Genomic DNA, 16,207 nt, shown 5'->3' with positions numbered 1-16,207 from the left:
CGAGCGTGGGGTCTATGAGCGTGGACAGCTTCCCTATGAGCGCGAGCGTGGGGTCTATGAGCGTGGACAGCTTCCCTATGAGCGCGAGCGTAGGGTCTATGAGCGTGGACAGCTTCCCTATGAGCGCGAGCGTGGGGTCTATGAGCGTGGACAGCTTCCCTATGAGCGCGAGCGTGGGGTCTATGAGCGTGGACAGCTTCCCTGTGAGCGGGATAAAATTCGCTATATTTCTAAACAAAAAAACTGCCACAAGGGCAGTTTTTAATGTTTCACAATATAACGAGCATAGGTTTTCCAATGCGTTCCTTTCCATTTGTCCCATTCTGGCAGATAGAGCGGGATTGGGTGGAAGACAGTTTGGTTGTCTAGGTTATCGTTCAAATTGTCGTTATGCAATGCGACGGTGCCTGGTTCTGTTCCGCTTGTTAAGATGGAGCGGTCTAGCCAGGTGAATGGTGTATCGACGATGGTTTGCACAGCTCGTCCTTTGCTGTCGAGTGTCCAAACTTTTGCTCGGTCGTTGTGTTTATTGACCAGCCAGTTAGTTTTGATACTCGTCGCTTGGTTTGCTTCATTGGTTTGAATGAAGGTATTGACGTTGGTTCCGAATGGTAATTGAAGCTGTTCGTCGTATGGCGCAATGCGTACTTCATAGTAGGCTAACGGATTTTCTTTTTGCGTGTTGCCTAGTGATTTGTATGCTTTTAGCCATTTGTCTTCCTGGGCAGGCACTTTCGATACGGAGACGACGGTACCGCTCAACGTGGAAATGTCGGTTGGATAATCCGGTTGAATGCGCTCCTGGATTTCAGCAAGCTTTTTCTCTTCTTTTGTCTGTGCCGGTGTGCCTTCAGGTGTTTCTTCGTTTTCACCCTCAAGTTGCGAATCATTTTCTGAGTTGCTATCCGGATGATTGATCGTTCCGTCAGGATTATCGGTGTTGTTGACTGGCGTATCCGGATTAGTTGCCGGATCGTCTACTTGTTCATCAAATGAATTCCCATCGACTTCGTGGTCCAAGTCGTCTGTTGAATCGTTGATATAAACGTCTTCCACAGGAGGCATACCATCAGCAGATGCAGCCGCCACGTCGCTACCTTCTACGCTGCCCACGCCATCCGGATTTTCATTCGGATTTTCTTTTGGCACGAAAGGTGTGCGGATGGCTTCGTGCTGGATCGTCACAAAGCTGCCTGGTTCAATATTGAGCCATTCATCGTGCAACACATACGTAACGATCGTCTGGTCCGTGCTGTAAATATCGATCGATGGTGATCCGTCCCGATTGATTTTCACGACAGAGCCATTGACTGGGCTTGTCATCGCGATATCGGTTGGTAATTGATCAATTTTTGAATCTAGCGTTTCGATTTGGCGTTGTACTTGTGCGAGGTCTCGCTCAGCGTCCGCAATAGCTTGCGCGAACGTTCCCTCTCCTACGACATCGACACCGACGTCGATGTTCACTTGTACTTTTTTGTCATCATTTGAATCATACGTATTACTGTCACCTTTAGAACTGCTGCTGCGTCGCTGTTCATACTCCAGATCGCTAATCGTCTGACGAATCGTAGAAACTTGATTTTGCAATGCAGTTCGCTCGGCATTTAATTGACTGCGTTGTTCGTCAATGTGATCTGTTTTCAAGGACGCGAGCTCGGTGCCAAAGTCGACCGTCTCCCCTTCTTTGACGAGCCAGGAGTCGATCGTCTGACCTTCTTTCAAGTAAACGGTATGCAACTCTTTCGGCGCGATGAAACCTTCTTTGTCGAGTTCTTTCGTGTAGTCATCCGCTGCCAGTCGCTCGTAGCCGTTGACATAGAATGATTTTGGAATCACACTTTTTTCAGAAAAAACGAGATAACTGTTCAAGGCTATAAAAGAGGTCACGAGGATCACTACGATGAGATTTCGCCATTTCACCATTTATAGCCCCCCTATCATTAATAGATTCAGCAGTTTTTCCATAGGTACGAAACCGACTGCTGCCGTAATTAAAGCAAAGATAATCTGCAATGCGATGAGTAACCAGATAACATCTTTGCGGATTTCATCGCCTTCATAGAAGCGAATAAAACGGTATTGTACCGCCACAATAAGCGCGGCAAAAATCGTCAGTTGATTGACAAAATAGATGAGATACCAGTTTTCGAGAAAGGTCATCGCAAGCGGTCCAAATGATAATATCGACACACTTGCCGTTTTGCCGGCTAATGCGAAGATGAGGAAATTGATCGCTTTCTCGATTAAAAGCAACCCTGTTACGACTAGCTGTAATTTTAACAGAGGTTTGAAAGAAATATTTGTGATCATACTTAAGATCCATGCCACGCCCCAGAAGTGAAACGCCATGTAGAGAATTGACCATAAAACTGAACCAATCAGTGCAACATAGCGGCTAATCGTGTAGTCGTCGACTGTGCCGTTCGCTAAAATATACGTCATCGTTTCCGTGTTCATGCCCCACATATCGCGAAGTACAAACAGAATGATGCCCAAAATGAACACAGCAAACACACGGCGCTTGAAACCATTCATCGTCCCTTGTCCTAGTTCGCCGGCAAGCCGGTCTGGATATACTAATGAACGCCAATAACTGTAAGTAGAATACATATGTACTTCTCCTTTACCTCCAACTTGTTCGTTCGAATACTATCAAATTCTATCTCTCTTACTTTATCAAAAAATGACGAATTTGCAACGAATGTCTTGTTTTGGAGGTGAATTTAATGAAATATGCATTGGGGAGTGGTCAGGAGATTGAGAGAAACGATTTGTTGGCGGGGGGTTTGGATCGGTTCAACGATAGTTTGGATCGGTCCGATGATGGTTTGGATCGGTTCAACGATAGTTTGGCTTGGTTCGATGGTGGTTTAGCTCGGTCCGATAGCAGTTTGGATCGGTCCGATAATAGTTTGGCTTGGTTCAATGCTAGTTTGGCTCGGTCCGATGGTGGTTTGGCTCGGTCCTACAATAGTTTGGCACGGTTTGTTCTGCACTCCGCTCAATATGAGGATATGATGTACTGGCTGATTTAAAAGGAAAAATATAGTAGTTCAATCTATTCATTTAATTATCAGAATGTTTTAAATCCAGAGGAATAGGTTATAATAGAGACTATCGCGGGGGCATGAAAAGATACGACATATTTCCCGGGAAATAGACAAAGGAGTGATGAGCGATGAATTTGGAAAAGACGATTGAATTTACTTGGCAGGATTTTGCATTGGGCCTAGGTGGTTCGGGAATTTTCGTAGTGGCGCTCCATTTCTTAACACTATGAGAATAATGGTCTTACAGTTACAGCCGACATAAAAACACCTCTGTTTTAGACGCATGATACATGCGCTGTAAACTGAGGTGTTTTTTTAAAGAATTTTGTCAAATCATTCGCAGTCCTTCCATCAACTCCTTAAATAAGAGTCGGTTTTTCGTTTCGAGTGCGTAATCTACCATGCGTTCCCAATTCTCTTTCTCTAATCGCTCCACCAATCCTTCTGCTTCTCGCATACTTTCTTCCTGTAGATGGCCTTCCAATTCCATCGCTCCTTCGAGTATAGTCGACAAATGCAAATGTAAATCGGAAACTAGCAATAATTGATAAAGTGGGATCCGAATGAACCGATTGCCCCGTTGAAATACGAATACCTCCCCTAAGTTCTCAACTTGTAAACTTCTCGTGTTGATGATAATCTCCTTACCTTCTGCCGGAATGAACTGAAATATTTCCTCATTTTTCATGATCGAGAAATATTGGTAGGCAAATACAAGGCGTAAATTGAATTCTTCTTTACTGGTAAAAAAGGGCTTAATTCGCTGGACGAGCAACATGTTTTCCCCTCCCTTTACATTGTATTGAATATTCCGATTATTAATAATATATCACAATTAGAAGGGTTTTGTGAATGATATGAGCCGGAATACATCCAATATGTCAAGAGAATTTTTTTGTTGCGGTTATATTTGCTCTTCTTGCCGTTTTCACGTGTTTTTCTAGCTTAAAATAAATGATTTTTGCAAAGGAACACAATGAATTCCGAGCTTGTCCAGCTGTTTGTGCAGATTTTGGCAGATATTCCCACACGACTTGTTGTACCAAAAAACGATTTGATTATTCTCGTAATAAATTTCCACTTTCTGAAAAAACATTTCACAAAATACCATGTCGTGTAAGTAGAATACTTTACGTCGAGCATCATGCATCATTTTTCCTGCGTACCGTTGCGCAATATGCCAAAAGGTTGATTCTTTGAGAAGCATAGGTCGTACCTTTACTAATTGGTCTTGCAATTGATGAATATGTAAAGTCAATTGCATCCTTTCTATTACTTCCACCTCCCTTCTTAGTACAATTATCCCAATTTTCTCACATATTATCCAAAATAACGTTAAATTGCCGATTTGACAACCGGTATTGTCTTATTGTCAATTATCAAGATGTGACACTTTTTTTCTTATAAGATGGCGAGAAAAATGGGTGATAAGATTATGAGTTTTGGTACGCAATTACGTGAGTATCGAGAAGAATACCTTGAAATTACTCAAAAGCAAATGGCTATGGATTTAGGAATTGATGCAGGTAACCTATCAAGATATGAATCGGATCGTCGGGAGTTTCCTATTGAACATCTGCCTCTTGTGAAGAAGGTCTACAATATTCCAGATGATATCTTTCTGGCCATGGTTTTGGACCGACCGTTGAAAACCGTCCGTTCTTTTAAGGGACTACAGACACTCGAAAACCAAAGCAGCTATACGAATACGTTTATGGATCAGCATGTCGGTTTAATAGAATCAGAGCCTGAGCTAAAAGAGATTATCATGCTGATCGCCTATCTATCTAAGGAAGACCGAAAGTTATTTTTATCGGCTATACGAAATTTATTACAGCTATTCGAAAATCAATTGCGGAAGTAACCAGGAATCTTCAAAGGCGTCCTCAAGCAGTGGCAATGAACCACGAAAAACGTTATAATGAAAGGAATGCTTTGTGAAGGAGTTGACTCGATGCAAATGACGATTGAACGGATTGCAAATTTGCACGAACATGAAATTGAAGAGTTCATGAACCATATTAAACATACATTCCAACCGTCCGTTCCTCAAAAAGCGGAAATTATACGAAAGGCAGCTTCCCTCGTCCGAATGAATGCGATCGGTGCCTATCGCTATACAGAAAGCGAACAGTCATTAATGGCGAATATTTCTGGTACGGAATCAGAGTTCGCTCGCCTCTCTTTCCAGACGATGGAGCCGTACTGCACATGCCTGAATGACAGCTGGTGTGCGCATCAGATCGCGGTGGTGTTTCATTTGTATTCACAGTTTCATTCGCTTTCAGACTGGTTGCATAATTGGCGCCAATCGGGTGCTGTGCAGACACAACTGACGATTTCAGAGCGTACGCCAGATGCATGGCTTTCCGCTTTGTCTATGTTGGTTAAGCCTCTCGGGGAACTTAGTCCAAAAGAAGGACCTACGGGATTCTTGCATTACGCTTCCATAATTGAACAGCAAAAGACGCGGCTTTCTCCTTTTGAATGGGAATGGAAGCCGCTCTTTTCGCTCTATTACCATTTGACGATTTTGCGGGTAGCTTGGCCCTTTTTGACAGGCGAGCTGTCTTCCAATGATTCCTACCATTACGGCAAGTGGCAGCTGACAATTTGGCTCAATGAGCAGATGTCCGAGTTGAAGGCAGGGATCATTCAGCTCAGTTCCAAATCTAAGCTTTTTGAGACGGATGCTTTCCATGCCAAGTTGAAAGATTTAATTCATTCATTTGCGCTAGAGGAAGAGGGTCTGTTTTCTAAGCGTTTTGAAGCATTCCGACTAGTTTATACGGAATTGTATACAGAAGAAACCGAGCTAGCAGAAGAGCTTGACCGTCTCCAAAATGAAAGTGCAAAGGATGCTCCGTTGTTCCGTGCTTTCCTCTATTTAACGTCTGGTCGTTTTGACGAGTTGGATCACGAGCTGAACTCTTTGGATCCAACAGCCGTCCCGCAATGGTTGGCGTTCGCACTGTATGCGAAGGAGGACGAGGATTTCGATATCGTACAATCCATCATGCAACAGTTGCTTCCCCATCTCGGCAGCTATTATCAGCAGTTGGCATCACGAAATCGTTCGTCTTTTGCAGAAGAAATCGATCAATTGCTGGCTCTTTCTAGTGTTTCAGAGGAACAACGCGATCAGTTATTTCAATCGTATGGCCCTGAAGCAAGTCGAGCGTATGGGAATTTCCTTTTCGAACGTGGACGCTACGATGAGTGGGCAGCCCTCATGCATTTGACGCGAGGTTCCGTTGATATGATTGATGGCTCGTTATTGAAAACAGCGTTGGCTGAAGACTCGCGTGCCGTATTCCCGCTTATGCATGCCGAAGCGTTGAAGTTAGTGAAAGAGAAGAATCGCGATAGTTACCGGCGCGCTGTCCGACTATGGAAGCAAATGAAAACTGCAGCCAAACGGGATGGTCGCACGGAATTTTGGAATCGCTATATCAATACAGTTCGCCAGCAATTTCCCCGCCTGCGTGCACTGATGGAAGAAATGGAGAAAGGAAACTTGCTGCTATGACCGATTCGAACATCTTGCAACTTGCCTTAGAATTAACTTTGAAAGAAGGACAGGATGGTGCGTTTCTCATCTGTGCAAACGTCTCGGGTGAACAGAGAATAATCGACACCGACATGCTCATCTCCTATCTGTTTTATGCGGATGAGCCGACGTTATACGGCATGCTTATCCCACAACGTGATGGCTATATTGAAGTATCGGTTAATGAACTTCTTCGGCTCTTCTCCGCCACGGGGCATCCCTATGTCCACTTTGCCGGCGCTTCTTCGGAAGATGTCGACATACTAGAGGGCATTCGGGAGGCTGCACAAATTTGGCAAGACCCTTCTCTTTTCGCACATATCACAGCGACAGACGATGGATTGTCGTTTGATATGCAGCAATTCGGATTGTCCTCTCAAGCAGGCCGCTATTTGTCACTTGCCGTGCGGGGTCAGCTCGCTTCACTCGGTATATCAATGGCAGATTTCCCAGCGTTACTCCCCCACTTCCAGCAATACGGCTGGCCACGTGGAGACTCTGGACAACTACCTTTCCGTGTGGCACTGCGCTTGACGGAGCCTGACATCGATGAAACGGATTGGCTACTAGAAACGGTGCTGATTAATGAACGTGGTACGCAGTGGTCGCCTGCCGCTCGTAAGGTGACGGCTTCGATCGAGGAAGCATTGCCTGCAAAACGTAAGCCATATGCCGCTGATATTCAAGAGCGACAAGATGAGATGATAGGTATTTTCCGTTCAGTCGAGTTGGCGGATACGAATCAATTCGTCCATGTGTTGTTGAATGATGCGCAAGTACGTGTATTTATTCAAGAGGATTTACCGCTGTGTCAGGCGTTTGATTATCCTGTTATTTTGCCTGCTTGGCTAAAGTCCGTTACGGAGACGAAACTGAAGATCCGGACGTCTGCCGGCATGCAGTCCTATCATTCGTCTGCTAGCCTCGATCAGGTGCTGTCATTTGATTGGAAATTTTCACTGGCTGGCGCGGACATTGATCGTGATCAATTCCAACGAATGGTGGATGAAAACCGGGAATATATTCGCGCGGGTGATGAGTGGTTTCATTTGGACCCTGCCTGGCTTAAGCGCATTAAGGAATTGATGGAACAAGTCGATGATGGCGAATGGACTGTAAAAGACTTGCTGTTCCATGAAGTGCCGGAAGAAATCGCACCAGTTTTTGATGAAGAAGACGATGACGATCCGCTCGTTGCGTTTTCGATGCAGCAGTCGTTGCGACAAGTGATGACGATGCTACAAGAGAAGAAAGGACTGCCGGAAGTACCTGTACCGATTGCGCTTCAAGCAGAATTACGTCCATACCAGCAAGAAGGCTTTGAATGGCTTCATTTCATGCGTGATAATCACTTTGGCGCTTGTCTAGCGGATGACATGGGTCTTGGAAAAACAGTGCAGCTCATCACCTATTTATTGTATGTGCATGACTTACCTGAAACGAATTCACCTTCGATCATTATCTGCCCAACGAGTGTGATGGGCAACTGGCAGAAGGAACTGGAACGCTTTGCCCCTTCTTTACGGGTACATGTTCATTATGGAACGACAAGAGCACGAGAAGAGCAATTTGAGGCCATCATGTCCAATCGTGAAGCTGACATCATTTTGACTACGTACGGTACCGCAACGCAGGACGGGGAGATGCTGGCTTCCTATACTTTCGCCAGTGTGACAATTGATGAAGCCCAAAATATTAAGAACTTGCAAACGAAGCAGTCGCGCGCGATCCGTAAACTGCACGGTCTTCATCATATTGCGTTGACGGGAACTCCGATCGAGAATCGTTTGGCTGAACTCTGGGCGATTTTTGATTTCATTCATAAAGGCTATTTAGGCAGTTTCCGCAAGTTTAGTGAAGAGTTCATTGTGCCAATTGAGCGCGATGATCTGGAAGCAGAAAAACGTAGATTGCGTGCACGGATCCAGCCATTTATGATGCGTCGAACGAAAAATGATCCTGCTTTGCGATTAAATCTACCGGAGAAGCTGGAGCAAAATGAATATTGTCCGCTCACTACTGAACAGGCTGCACTCTACGAAAGTTTTGTTGATGAGACGAAATTCAAGTTGGAAACGTTGACTGGTTTCGAGCGTAAAGGCTTGATCTTAAAAATGTTAAGCCGTCTAAAGCAGTTGTGTAACCATCCTGCATTGTTCTTAAAAGAGCCGCAAGCCCCGGCCGCAGAGCTCACAATGCGATCAAATAAACTGGCACGGATCGTGTCGATGGCAGCTGAAATTGCAACGAACGAGGAACAGTGCCTGATTTTCACGCAGTATATCGGGATGGGCCAAATGATACGCCAATGCCTGTCGGAGCTGCATGGAATTGATGTGCCCTTCCTAACGGGTAGTATGCCGAAAAGTCAGCGTGATGCGTTGGTGGACGCGTTCCAAAATGGCGAGTTCCCAATTTTCATCTTGTCCTTGAAAGCAGGAGGAACAGGGTTGAATTTGACACAGGCGAATCACGTACTGCACGCGGATCGCTGGTGGAATCCGGCTGTTGAAAACCAAGCAACAGACCGCGCGTACCGAATCGGTCAGACCAAGTTCGTACATGTCCATAAGTTCGTGACGGTCGGAACGATTGAAGAAAAGATTGATGAAATGCTCGTTGAGAAAGCCGCTTTATCTGCCGATTTGATTCATTCGAGTCAATGGCTGACAGAATTGAATGATCGGGAGTTGGAGGATTTACTGTCCTTTAATTAATTGTTGTGCTAGATTGGGTTTGGAGCGGTGTGGTAGCACTTTCGATCGCTCCGTGGTAACTTTGGAACGATGATACAATACTTTCGATCGGTCCGATGCGACTTTGGAGCGGTGACGCAGCACTTTCGATCGCTCCGATGTGACTTTGGAGCGTTGTGGTTACCGGCACTATGACTCTTTCACGCATCTCAACACTTGCTCGTTTATTCCCTAGTTTTGTTACTAATCAAGAGACCTGCATAGTGGATGCAGGTCTTTTCCTTGTGGTGCGGGGTCATTTCCGATCGGTCGGGAGGAAAAAGGGGTTAGTTTGGATCGTTTCCAAGTAGTTCAGGCGTTCATTCAAGTTGGCGATAATACGAGTGAGTTGGCCAACTTGATTTTCCAATCGCTGAATGTCTTGTTGAGGAGGAGGTCCACCTTTGGAAATAGGTGGATCGACGGAAGTATGGATTTTTTGCTTAGTTATCGTGGAATGGTTTCTTTGCATATCAATTCTTCCTTTCTTTCCTTTATGTGATTATGTATTCCGCCAGCTCCGTTTTGGAAGTGGTCTCCAATCCGACGAGCGGCGGATGATTTGGCGTAAAATTGTATTTCCAGTCCCCTTGCTACATCTTCTTCCTGTTGGGGGTCCCCACCTCCCCTAGGAAGTTCTTGCTGTTGGCGAACATGCTTGTAATGTTTCATAATTTTTTCTTTTTTCGCGTTTCTCTTTAATTGTGAGTTCCATCCATCTTCTATTTCGGAATTGATCAGTAGCGGATGTGAATAGTGGCGTTTCTGCCTATGCCTCCTCCCCTTTCTAGTACTATTTCGTTCCATCAAAAAATAGGTAATGCTTCTTCGTTTGCTGTCGCGACCTCAAAACGTGCGGGCTCTGTCGGTGTAGGCGCTTTCATTTCTGATTCTTTGGTTCCTGGTGATTTGGATGAAAGAAAACGAATGTCATCACACGCCACTTCTGTCACGTATACACGTGTCCGATCTTCTCGCTCATAATTTCGAGTCTGGATACTACCGCTGACCCCCACGAGCGATCCTTTGCCGCAGTAGCGTACAACTTTTTCCGCCTGTCTCCCCCATGCGGAGCATAAGACAAAGTCGGTCGCAATTTCACCGTTAGCATTTTTAAAGCTACGATTGATGGCAAGAACAAATGTCGTGTTGACCCGTCCTGGTGATAGTTCTCGAAGTGTTAGATCTTTGGTGATGCGCCCTACTAAAGCCACTTGGTTCACAAGTTATTCCTCCTTTCATTTGATTAATGCTATCGTAGTATAGGCGAGTATCTTTTGGCAAAGTGGCAAAATTGAATTTTGATGCGATTTTTATAGTGATTTTTCATTTTTCATTTGAAGCTTTTTAAGTGATTTGCCGGAGTGATCAGGTTTAGGGACAATGGAGTTTTGTACATTATTGAATTTTGAGGTGTTCTGAAGTTTTTATGCTATACTGAGGAAAATTGTACCGAGGTGAGTCGAATGAAAACCTTTAAGATGCTTTCGGTGGAAGTGATGCAGGAGGAGGGCGTCCTCACATTTCCGCTATATGACGGTATTATCATTAATCAAGAAAATAGTCATCGTTTATGGGTGCTAGAGCTATTTATCGATGCCAAGCATAAGGAAGTGATGGAGCAATGGAAGGCCGAAGAACGGCTTCTGACCGTTCGAGTGGTCATTTCCTATCCCGGCAATGAGCCTGCGTCATTTATTGTTGCTGTAGAGGATTGGCGGCAGATTGGCGACCGAATTTCAGTGTTAATGAAGGGGCGTCTGAAGAGTGCTCGTTCAAAGTATGCGGAGCATTTATTGGAAGAATTGCTAGAAGATGGTCTCGAGGGAGATGCGTTGTTGGAACGGTTCCAAACGGATATGTGGGATCGGCCGAAGTTGAAACGTGATCATTTACCGTCTGAGAAATGAATTTCAAGTTTTGAGCTGCCAGGATTTTGAATGGCAGCTTTTTTGTCGTGGAGTTTTTTTGAATTCTATGAGCGCGCGGGCGGGTTCTATGAGCGTTGGGACGAGAGCTATGAGCGCGCGGGCGAAGGCTATAAGCGGGTGCCACATCTACATAATTACAAGCACATAAAAACGGCTCCTGCATTTAGGAGCCGTTTTTGACAGCTGGCGAATTATCGGTTGTTATCTTTACGATCTTCGTCGCGAATAATGCCGTCAGGAGCTGTGGTGTTGCCGTCCATGCCGCCTTGCATCGTGTTGTCATCGCGTGCGCCACGGGTATTGTTGCCATCGTCAAGGAGACCATCTCGGTTGAGGTTTTCGTCCATTTGGTCACGGTTATTATCCTCAATGATGTTTTTGCGGTCACCATTCATCATGCCGCCGTTATCTCGATTGTTGTCATCTAGACCATCTAGATTCGGCCCCATGCGTTCATTGCCGTTCGGTGTACGGTTATCTCGTTCCAGGTTTTGCATAGGTGTTTCATTATTGTCTGGAAGAGCGCCGTTGTCCGTATTACATGCCGTAAGGGCAAGCGCAGAAGCAAAGACTACAGGCAATGCTTTTTTGATCATAAAATATTCCCTCCTTTTTGCAAGCTGTCAATCATACATGGTGGTACGATCTTTGTTAGCTTGTGCGAAAAGGAAGGAACTATTCATATCACTTTTTCAACTGCTCCGCTTTTGTTTCCAATAAATTTTGGACGTATACAGCTTCAGCTTTACAGCCATATTCATAATGAGTGTTCAACTGTTCTTGGAGAATTTCAATCTGCGCAATTTGCTCTTCAGCAGGTGGATCATTGAGAATTCGCATCAACACATCTTCCACCCGTTGCGCCAACTCTTTATGAAACTGTGGATTTGATTTGATTTCTTCAGGAATTTTTTCATACCAAAGTGCTTTAGTCGTAATATATTCCCGCCAATTTGCATAAAATTGTTCTATGTCGTATTGCTCTTCTGACCAACCAATATCGCTCATATATTGTTCAAACGATTGGGAAATGGACCGTGTGATGCTGCTTTTTATATTTGGAGAAAGCTTTTTAAACATGCTCTTTTGTAACCTCCCACTGTATGCCGATGTTGGCAATCCAATGATCATTGTATCAAATTTTTTCTTCTGTGCAAACCTAAATCAGCGTTCTTGTACAGGACCGAGCGCGAATGTGATTTCCGTTTCACAAGCCACTTCGCCATCCACTGTTGCGATCGCTTTTCCTTTACCAATGGATCCACGCCAGCGGACAATTTCTACTTCTAAACGCAGCGTGTCGCCTGGAGTCACTTGTCGTTTAAATCGGCAATTATCGATACCTGCGAAGAAAGCGAGACGCCCTTTATTTTCTTCCTGCTTCAATAAAGCTACTGCACCCACTTGAGCGAGAGCCTCCACAATTAATACACCGGGCATAACAGGATAGCCTGGAAAGTGGCCATTGAAAAACTCTTCATTGATCGTGACATTCTTTAGACCAACGGCACGCTTTCCTTCTTCCAATTCTTCGATCCGATCGACCAATAAAAATGGATAGCGATGGGGTATAATTTCTTGAATTTGTTGAGCTGTCAGCATTGGAAAATTCTCCTTTGTTCGAGTATGTCTCGTCAGCTTTTTATTATACATGAACACTTCATGCACATATGTTAGTTTTTCCCGTTCATAATATCAAAAATATGTTGCCAAGTTTCTTTATGGAATACATCACCTGCGGACCCATCACCGATGACGCTAAACCCGATGACAGCGCCTAGAATAGCAGCGATGACCAGTAAGGCTAACAGGATGAGCAGGCGCAGCCAAATTGGAATCATGCGAACACGGACCCATTTCAGTTCACTGACCGGTATTTCAGGTTTTTCATCCTGTTCTTTACGCGGCCATTTTGCTTTTATACGCGTCCAAAAACTAGCGTCCGTTTCTGCCTGCTTTCCGCGTCGCTGTTTGCGAGAAACGGATTCACTGGTACCTGACACCTGAGTGGTCGATTCGTTTGGCTGAGGTAACTGCTTTTCTGTTGTACGATTTTCGTCTGTCATAATCAATACTCCTATTGCGCGCTTAGCGGATGCCATTGATCAAACCTAACATTTGATCGGCTAGCGTCACAGAACGTGCATTAAATTGATAAGCACGCTGTGTGGCAATCAAATCCGTCATTTCTTTTTCATAATTGACATTTGAAGTTTCGAGTGCACGGTTTTGCATGCCAATTTGACTGCGCCCTGCCCCTACTAATTCCGTCAATAAATCATTTGCTTCCAGTCCAAGACCTGCCATATCTTCCGGTAAACCAAAGTTCGTTGCAGAAAGTTGTGCCATTAAATCCGGCTTTTCTAGCACTGTTACACCCAATTCAAACGTCTGCTTCGTGCCGTTTGGCTGTGATACTTCGAGTAAACCGTTTGGAAGAATGCGGTAATTCGATACCTGTCCAGAAAAGACAATTGGACGACCTGCACTATCCGCCACTGGTAATCCCTCTTCATTGACCAACATGTTTTGTCCATTTGCCATAGGAGATACATAAAAATTCCCTTTACGAGAATAAATGATTTCTTCTCCACCTTCTGTTGGTTGAATCAAATTAAAGTATTGCTTCGGTTCCGTCAATGCAAAATCAAGCTGTCGGTCGGTCACTTGGATCGATCCGACCTTCCAATTCATTTGCATACTTCCGAGCATCGAGCCACTACCGATCCGAATTCCGTCTTCTGAGCGGCGAGGCGCCTGATCTGCTTTATCATTGTTCATTTGTTGGTAGAGCAGTTCCTGGAATTTGGCATCGGTCGATTTGTAGCCATGCATCGCTGTATTTGCTAAGTTATTGCCGATTAAATCAAGCCGATGTTGTAACTGGTTCATCGTATTGACAGCTGTTGTCATTGTGCGAATCATAAAAGGCGACTCCTCTCTTGCTTGTTCGTCTACAATTTATTAATTAACCCGTCCCACTTCATTGACCGCTTTTTCCATGCTACGATCATAGGCCTGAAGAATTTTTTGATTGGCTTCAAATGCTCGATATGCCGCCAACATGTCCGTCATCGTACGACCTGCATCAACGTTGGAATCTTCAATAAAGCCTTGTTTCATCGAATAATTGCCGCCTGCTGGAAGAGGTTGTCCATCTGCTGTCGCGAACAGTCCATTATCCCGTTTCAACAACGTATCTGGTTCCTCGGAATACGCTATGCCAAGTATCGCGGCTTGCGTGTCGCCTGTAAAAATTAAACCGCTGTCCGTAATACGAATATCGTCATTTGGCAGCTCGATTCGGTTGCCTGTTGCATCCAGCACATATAGCCCAGACGGATTAGTCAAGAAGCCTTCTGCATTGACGGTGAAATTACCATTTCGCGTATAGTATTGATCGCCATTTTCGCCTTCCAACGTGAAGAACACAGTACCCGCAACGCCCGTTTCTTCATTGATATCCATTGGCCCATCAATTAATGCCACGTCTGTCTTCAATTCTGTTTCCCTCAACTGACCTTGGGCAAACAAAGGCAAGGTCTCTTGCATATAAACGCCTGTTGACAGTTCGCCCACTGGTGCAAGCCCCTTAAAATTCAGCCCTTTTTCCGTTGGCACCCGCATCGAATCCAAACGAGACATGAACATTTCAGGGAATGCCCGGATGGTCGACTGCTCAGCCTTATATCCAGGAGTATTAGCATTCGCCATATTGTTTGCTAGCATTTCCGTTCTTCGTTGCTGTGCGATCATGCCCGATCCTACTGTGTAGAAGCCACGAAACATTTCATTTCACTCCTTTTCATTCCGTACTCGTATTCATTCCACCATCACCATCGAATGAATTGATCTTTTTATTATACACTAATTTTTCATTGCATGTAGTGTCAACGTGCACGTGTCGGAGATTTTCCGATTGTTTCCAGTAGAACACCTGTCCCAATGGCTACACAATTCAACGGATTTTCTGAAATGAATACCGGTACTTTTAGCTCTTCCGCTAGCAGTAAATCGATGCCATGCAGCATTGCACCGCCACCCGTTAAGAACACACCGAGGTCAATGATGTCCGCGGATAATTCAGGTGGTGTCTTTTCTAGCACATTTTTTGCAGCCTGCACGATTAAACTCACAGACTCGTGGAGAGCTTCATTAATCTCTTCTGACGAGATCGTGATCGTTCTCGGCAATCCAGATACCATGTCACGTCCACGAATGTCGATCATACTCGGCTTCGCTTTGCTAAGGAACACGGTACCTACTTCTTTTTTCACTTGTTCGGCTGTGCGTTCCCCGATTAATAATTTATGTTGTTTTTTCACATGCTGGATAATATCGTGATCGAACTGATCGCCAGCGATATTGATAGATTCTGACGAGACGATATCTCCCATCGACAATACCGCGACATCTGTCGTGCCTCCGCCAATATCAATTACCATATTTCCAGTCGGTTGGAAGATATCCATACCCGCTCCAATCGCCGCGACTTTTGGCTCTTCTTCCAAGAATACTTGCTTACCACCGGACTTCTCTGCCGCTTGTCGAATTGCCTTTTGTTCAACACTCGTAATATTCGTTGGACAGCAAATTAAAATTCGTGGCTTGGACAAGAAACCTTTGACATTTAATTTATTTATAAAGTGACTTAGCATTGCTTCCGTCACATCGAAATCTGCAATGACTCCATCCTTCATCGGACGTACGACGACGATGTTTCCAGGCGTCCGTCCTACCATCTGGTACGCCTCATCTCCGACAGCCAATACTTTTCTCGACCGCTTTTCAATCGCCACTATCGCGGGTTCGTTAATGACGATCCCCTTCCCCTTCACATGAATCAATAAATTGGCTGTTCCCAGGTCAATCCCAATATCTTTCGAAAACATCGCTGTCGTTACCCCTTCCACCCTGTTTGTATGTAGTCTCAATGAA

18 protein-coding genes are annotated in these 16,207 nt (G+C 44.8%); 5 read left to right on the top strand and 13 right to left on the bottom strand.

The features are described 5' to 3' along the window. From GD002_RS17725 to GD002_RS00685, 3 genes are all read right to left on the bottom strand, one after another. Nucleotides 1-238, bottom strand: a 238-nt coding sequence (locus tag GD002_RS17725; protein WP_194841419.1) for a hypothetical protein, incomplete at its 3' end; no start/stop codon positions are given. Nucleotides 239-261: 23 nt separating this feature from the next. After that, nucleotides 262-1,926: an HlyD family secretion protein gene (locus GD002_RS00690; protein ID WP_153730400.1), complete on the bottom strand. Its 1,665-nt coding sequence runs from the start codon at nucleotides 1,924-1,926 to the stop codon at nucleotides 262-264. Next, nucleotides 1,927-2,613 carry a hypothetical protein gene (locus GD002_RS00685; protein WP_153730399.1) on the bottom strand — a complete coding sequence of 229 codons (687 nt, stop codon included), beginning with the start codon at nucleotides 2,611-2,613 and terminating at the stop codon, nucleotides 1,927-1,929. It lies immediately after the preceding gene. 116 nt (nucleotides 2,614-2,729) lie between these two features. Here GD002_RS00685 and GD002_RS00680 point away from each other — a divergent pair, with 116 nt between their 5' ends. Further along, nucleotides 2,730-3,038, top strand: coding sequence for a hypothetical protein (locus tag GD002_RS00680; protein ID WP_153730398.1), 309 nt, complete (start codon nucleotides 2,730-2,732; stop codon nucleotides 3,036-3,038). Between the two features lie 343 nt (nucleotides 3,039-3,381). Here GD002_RS00680 and GD002_RS00675 read toward each other — a convergent pair whose 3' ends face one another. Continuing rightward, the gene (locus GD002_RS00675; protein ID WP_153730397.1) at nucleotides 3,382-3,831 is read right to left on the bottom strand and encodes a transcriptional regulator; all 450 of its coding nucleotides are present in this window, start codon (nucleotides 3,829-3,831) and stop codon (nucleotides 3,382-3,384) included. Between the two features lie 657 nt (nucleotides 3,832-4,488). Here GD002_RS00675 and GD002_RS00670 point away from each other — a divergent pair. The 3 genes from GD002_RS00670 to GD002_RS00660 all read left to right on the top strand — a co-directional run bounded on the left by GD002_RS00670 (nucleotide 4,489) and on the right by GD002_RS00660 (nucleotide 9,320). Beyond that, entirely contained in the window at nucleotides 4,489-4,917 is a 429-nt protein-coding gene (locus tag GD002_RS00670) for a helix-turn-helix domain-containing protein (RefSeq protein ID WP_194841418.1), read from the top strand. A 90-nt stretch (nucleotides 4,918-5,007) separates the two neighbouring features. Further along, a complete protein-coding gene (locus GD002_RS00665; protein ID WP_153730395.1) occupies nucleotides 5,008-6,582 on the top strand; it encodes a hypothetical protein in 1,575 nt (524 codons plus the stop codon). After that, a complete protein-coding gene (locus GD002_RS00660; RefSeq protein ID WP_153730394.1) occupies nucleotides 6,579-9,320 on the top strand; it encodes a DEAD/DEAH box helicase in 2,742 nt (913 codons plus the stop codon). Before GD002_RS00665 ends, GD002_RS00660 begins: the two co-directional genes overlap by 4 nt. A 274-nt stretch (nucleotides 9,321-9,594) precedes the next feature. Here GD002_RS00660 and GD002_RS00655 read toward each other — a convergent pair whose 3' ends face one another. Beyond that, a complete protein-coding gene (locus GD002_RS00655) occupies nucleotides 9,595-9,810 on the bottom strand; it encodes a hypothetical protein (RefSeq protein ID WP_153730393.1) in 216 nt (71 codons plus the stop codon). A gap of 334 nt (nucleotides 9,811-10,144) precedes the next feature. Further along, entirely contained in the window at nucleotides 10,145-10,561 is a 417-nt protein-coding gene (locus GD002_RS00650; protein WP_153730392.1) for a single-stranded DNA-binding protein, read from the bottom strand. A 243-nt stretch (nucleotides 10,562-10,804) separates the two neighbouring features. Between GD002_RS00650 and GD002_RS00645 the strand changes: the two genes are divergently transcribed. Continuing rightward, the gene (locus GD002_RS00645) at nucleotides 10,805-11,248 is read left to right on the top strand and encodes a YwpF family protein (RefSeq protein ID WP_153730391.1); all 444 of its coding nucleotides are present in this window, start codon (nucleotides 10,805-10,807) and stop codon (nucleotides 11,246-11,248) included. 212 nt (nucleotides 11,249-11,460) lie between these two features. On the opposite strand, the gene GD002_RS00640 is transcribed toward GD002_RS00645, so the two are convergent. The 7 genes from GD002_RS00640 to mreB all read right to left on the bottom strand — a co-directional run bounded on the left by GD002_RS00640 (nucleotide 11,461) and on the right by mreB (nucleotide 16,161). Then, complete coding sequence (locus tag GD002_RS00640) at nucleotides 11,461-11,865, bottom strand: hypothetical protein (protein WP_153730390.1); 405 nt, start codon at nucleotides 11,863-11,865, stop codon at nucleotides 11,461-11,463. A gap of 88 nt (nucleotides 11,866-11,953) precedes the next feature. Continuing rightward, nucleotides 11,954-12,349, bottom strand: coding sequence for a hypothetical protein (locus GD002_RS00635; protein ID WP_228548237.1), 396 nt, complete (start codon nucleotides 12,347-12,349; stop codon nucleotides 11,954-11,956). An 84-nt stretch (nucleotides 12,350-12,433) separates the two neighbouring features. Continuing rightward, entirely contained in the window at nucleotides 12,434-12,871 is a 438-nt protein-coding gene (gene fabZ, locus GD002_RS00630) for a 3-hydroxyacyl-ACP dehydratase FabZ (protein ID WP_153730388.1), read from the bottom strand. Between the two features lie 71 nt (nucleotides 12,872-12,942). Further along, entirely contained in the window at nucleotides 12,943-13,335 is a 393-nt protein-coding gene (locus GD002_RS00625) for a DNA-directed RNA polymerase subunit beta (protein ID WP_153730387.1), read from the bottom strand. Between the two features lie 22 nt (nucleotides 13,336-13,357). Further along, a complete protein-coding gene (locus GD002_RS00620) occupies nucleotides 13,358-14,194 on the bottom strand; it encodes a flagellar hook-basal body protein (RefSeq protein WP_153730386.1) in 837 nt (278 codons plus the stop codon). A 39-nt stretch (nucleotides 14,195-14,233) separates the two neighbouring features. Beyond that, the gene (locus GD002_RS00615; protein WP_153730385.1) at nucleotides 14,234-15,058 is read right to left on the bottom strand and encodes a flagellar hook-basal body protein; all 825 of its coding nucleotides are present in this window, start codon (nucleotides 15,056-15,058) and stop codon (nucleotides 14,234-14,236) included. Between the two features lie 101 nt (nucleotides 15,059-15,159). Beyond that, entirely contained in the window at nucleotides 15,160-16,161 is a 1,002-nt protein-coding gene (gene mreB, locus GD002_RS00610) for a rod shape-determining protein MreB (RefSeq protein ID WP_153730581.1), read from the bottom strand. Between the last annotated feature and the right edge of the window lie 46 nt (nucleotides 16,162-16,207).

This window comes from Sporosarcina obsidiansis, assembly GCF_009651005.1.
GTDB lineage: Bacteria > Bacillota > Bacilli > Bacillales_A > Planococcaceae > Sporosarcina > Sporosarcina obsidiansis.
This window is presented reverse-complemented; position numbering and strand designations above follow the sequence as displayed.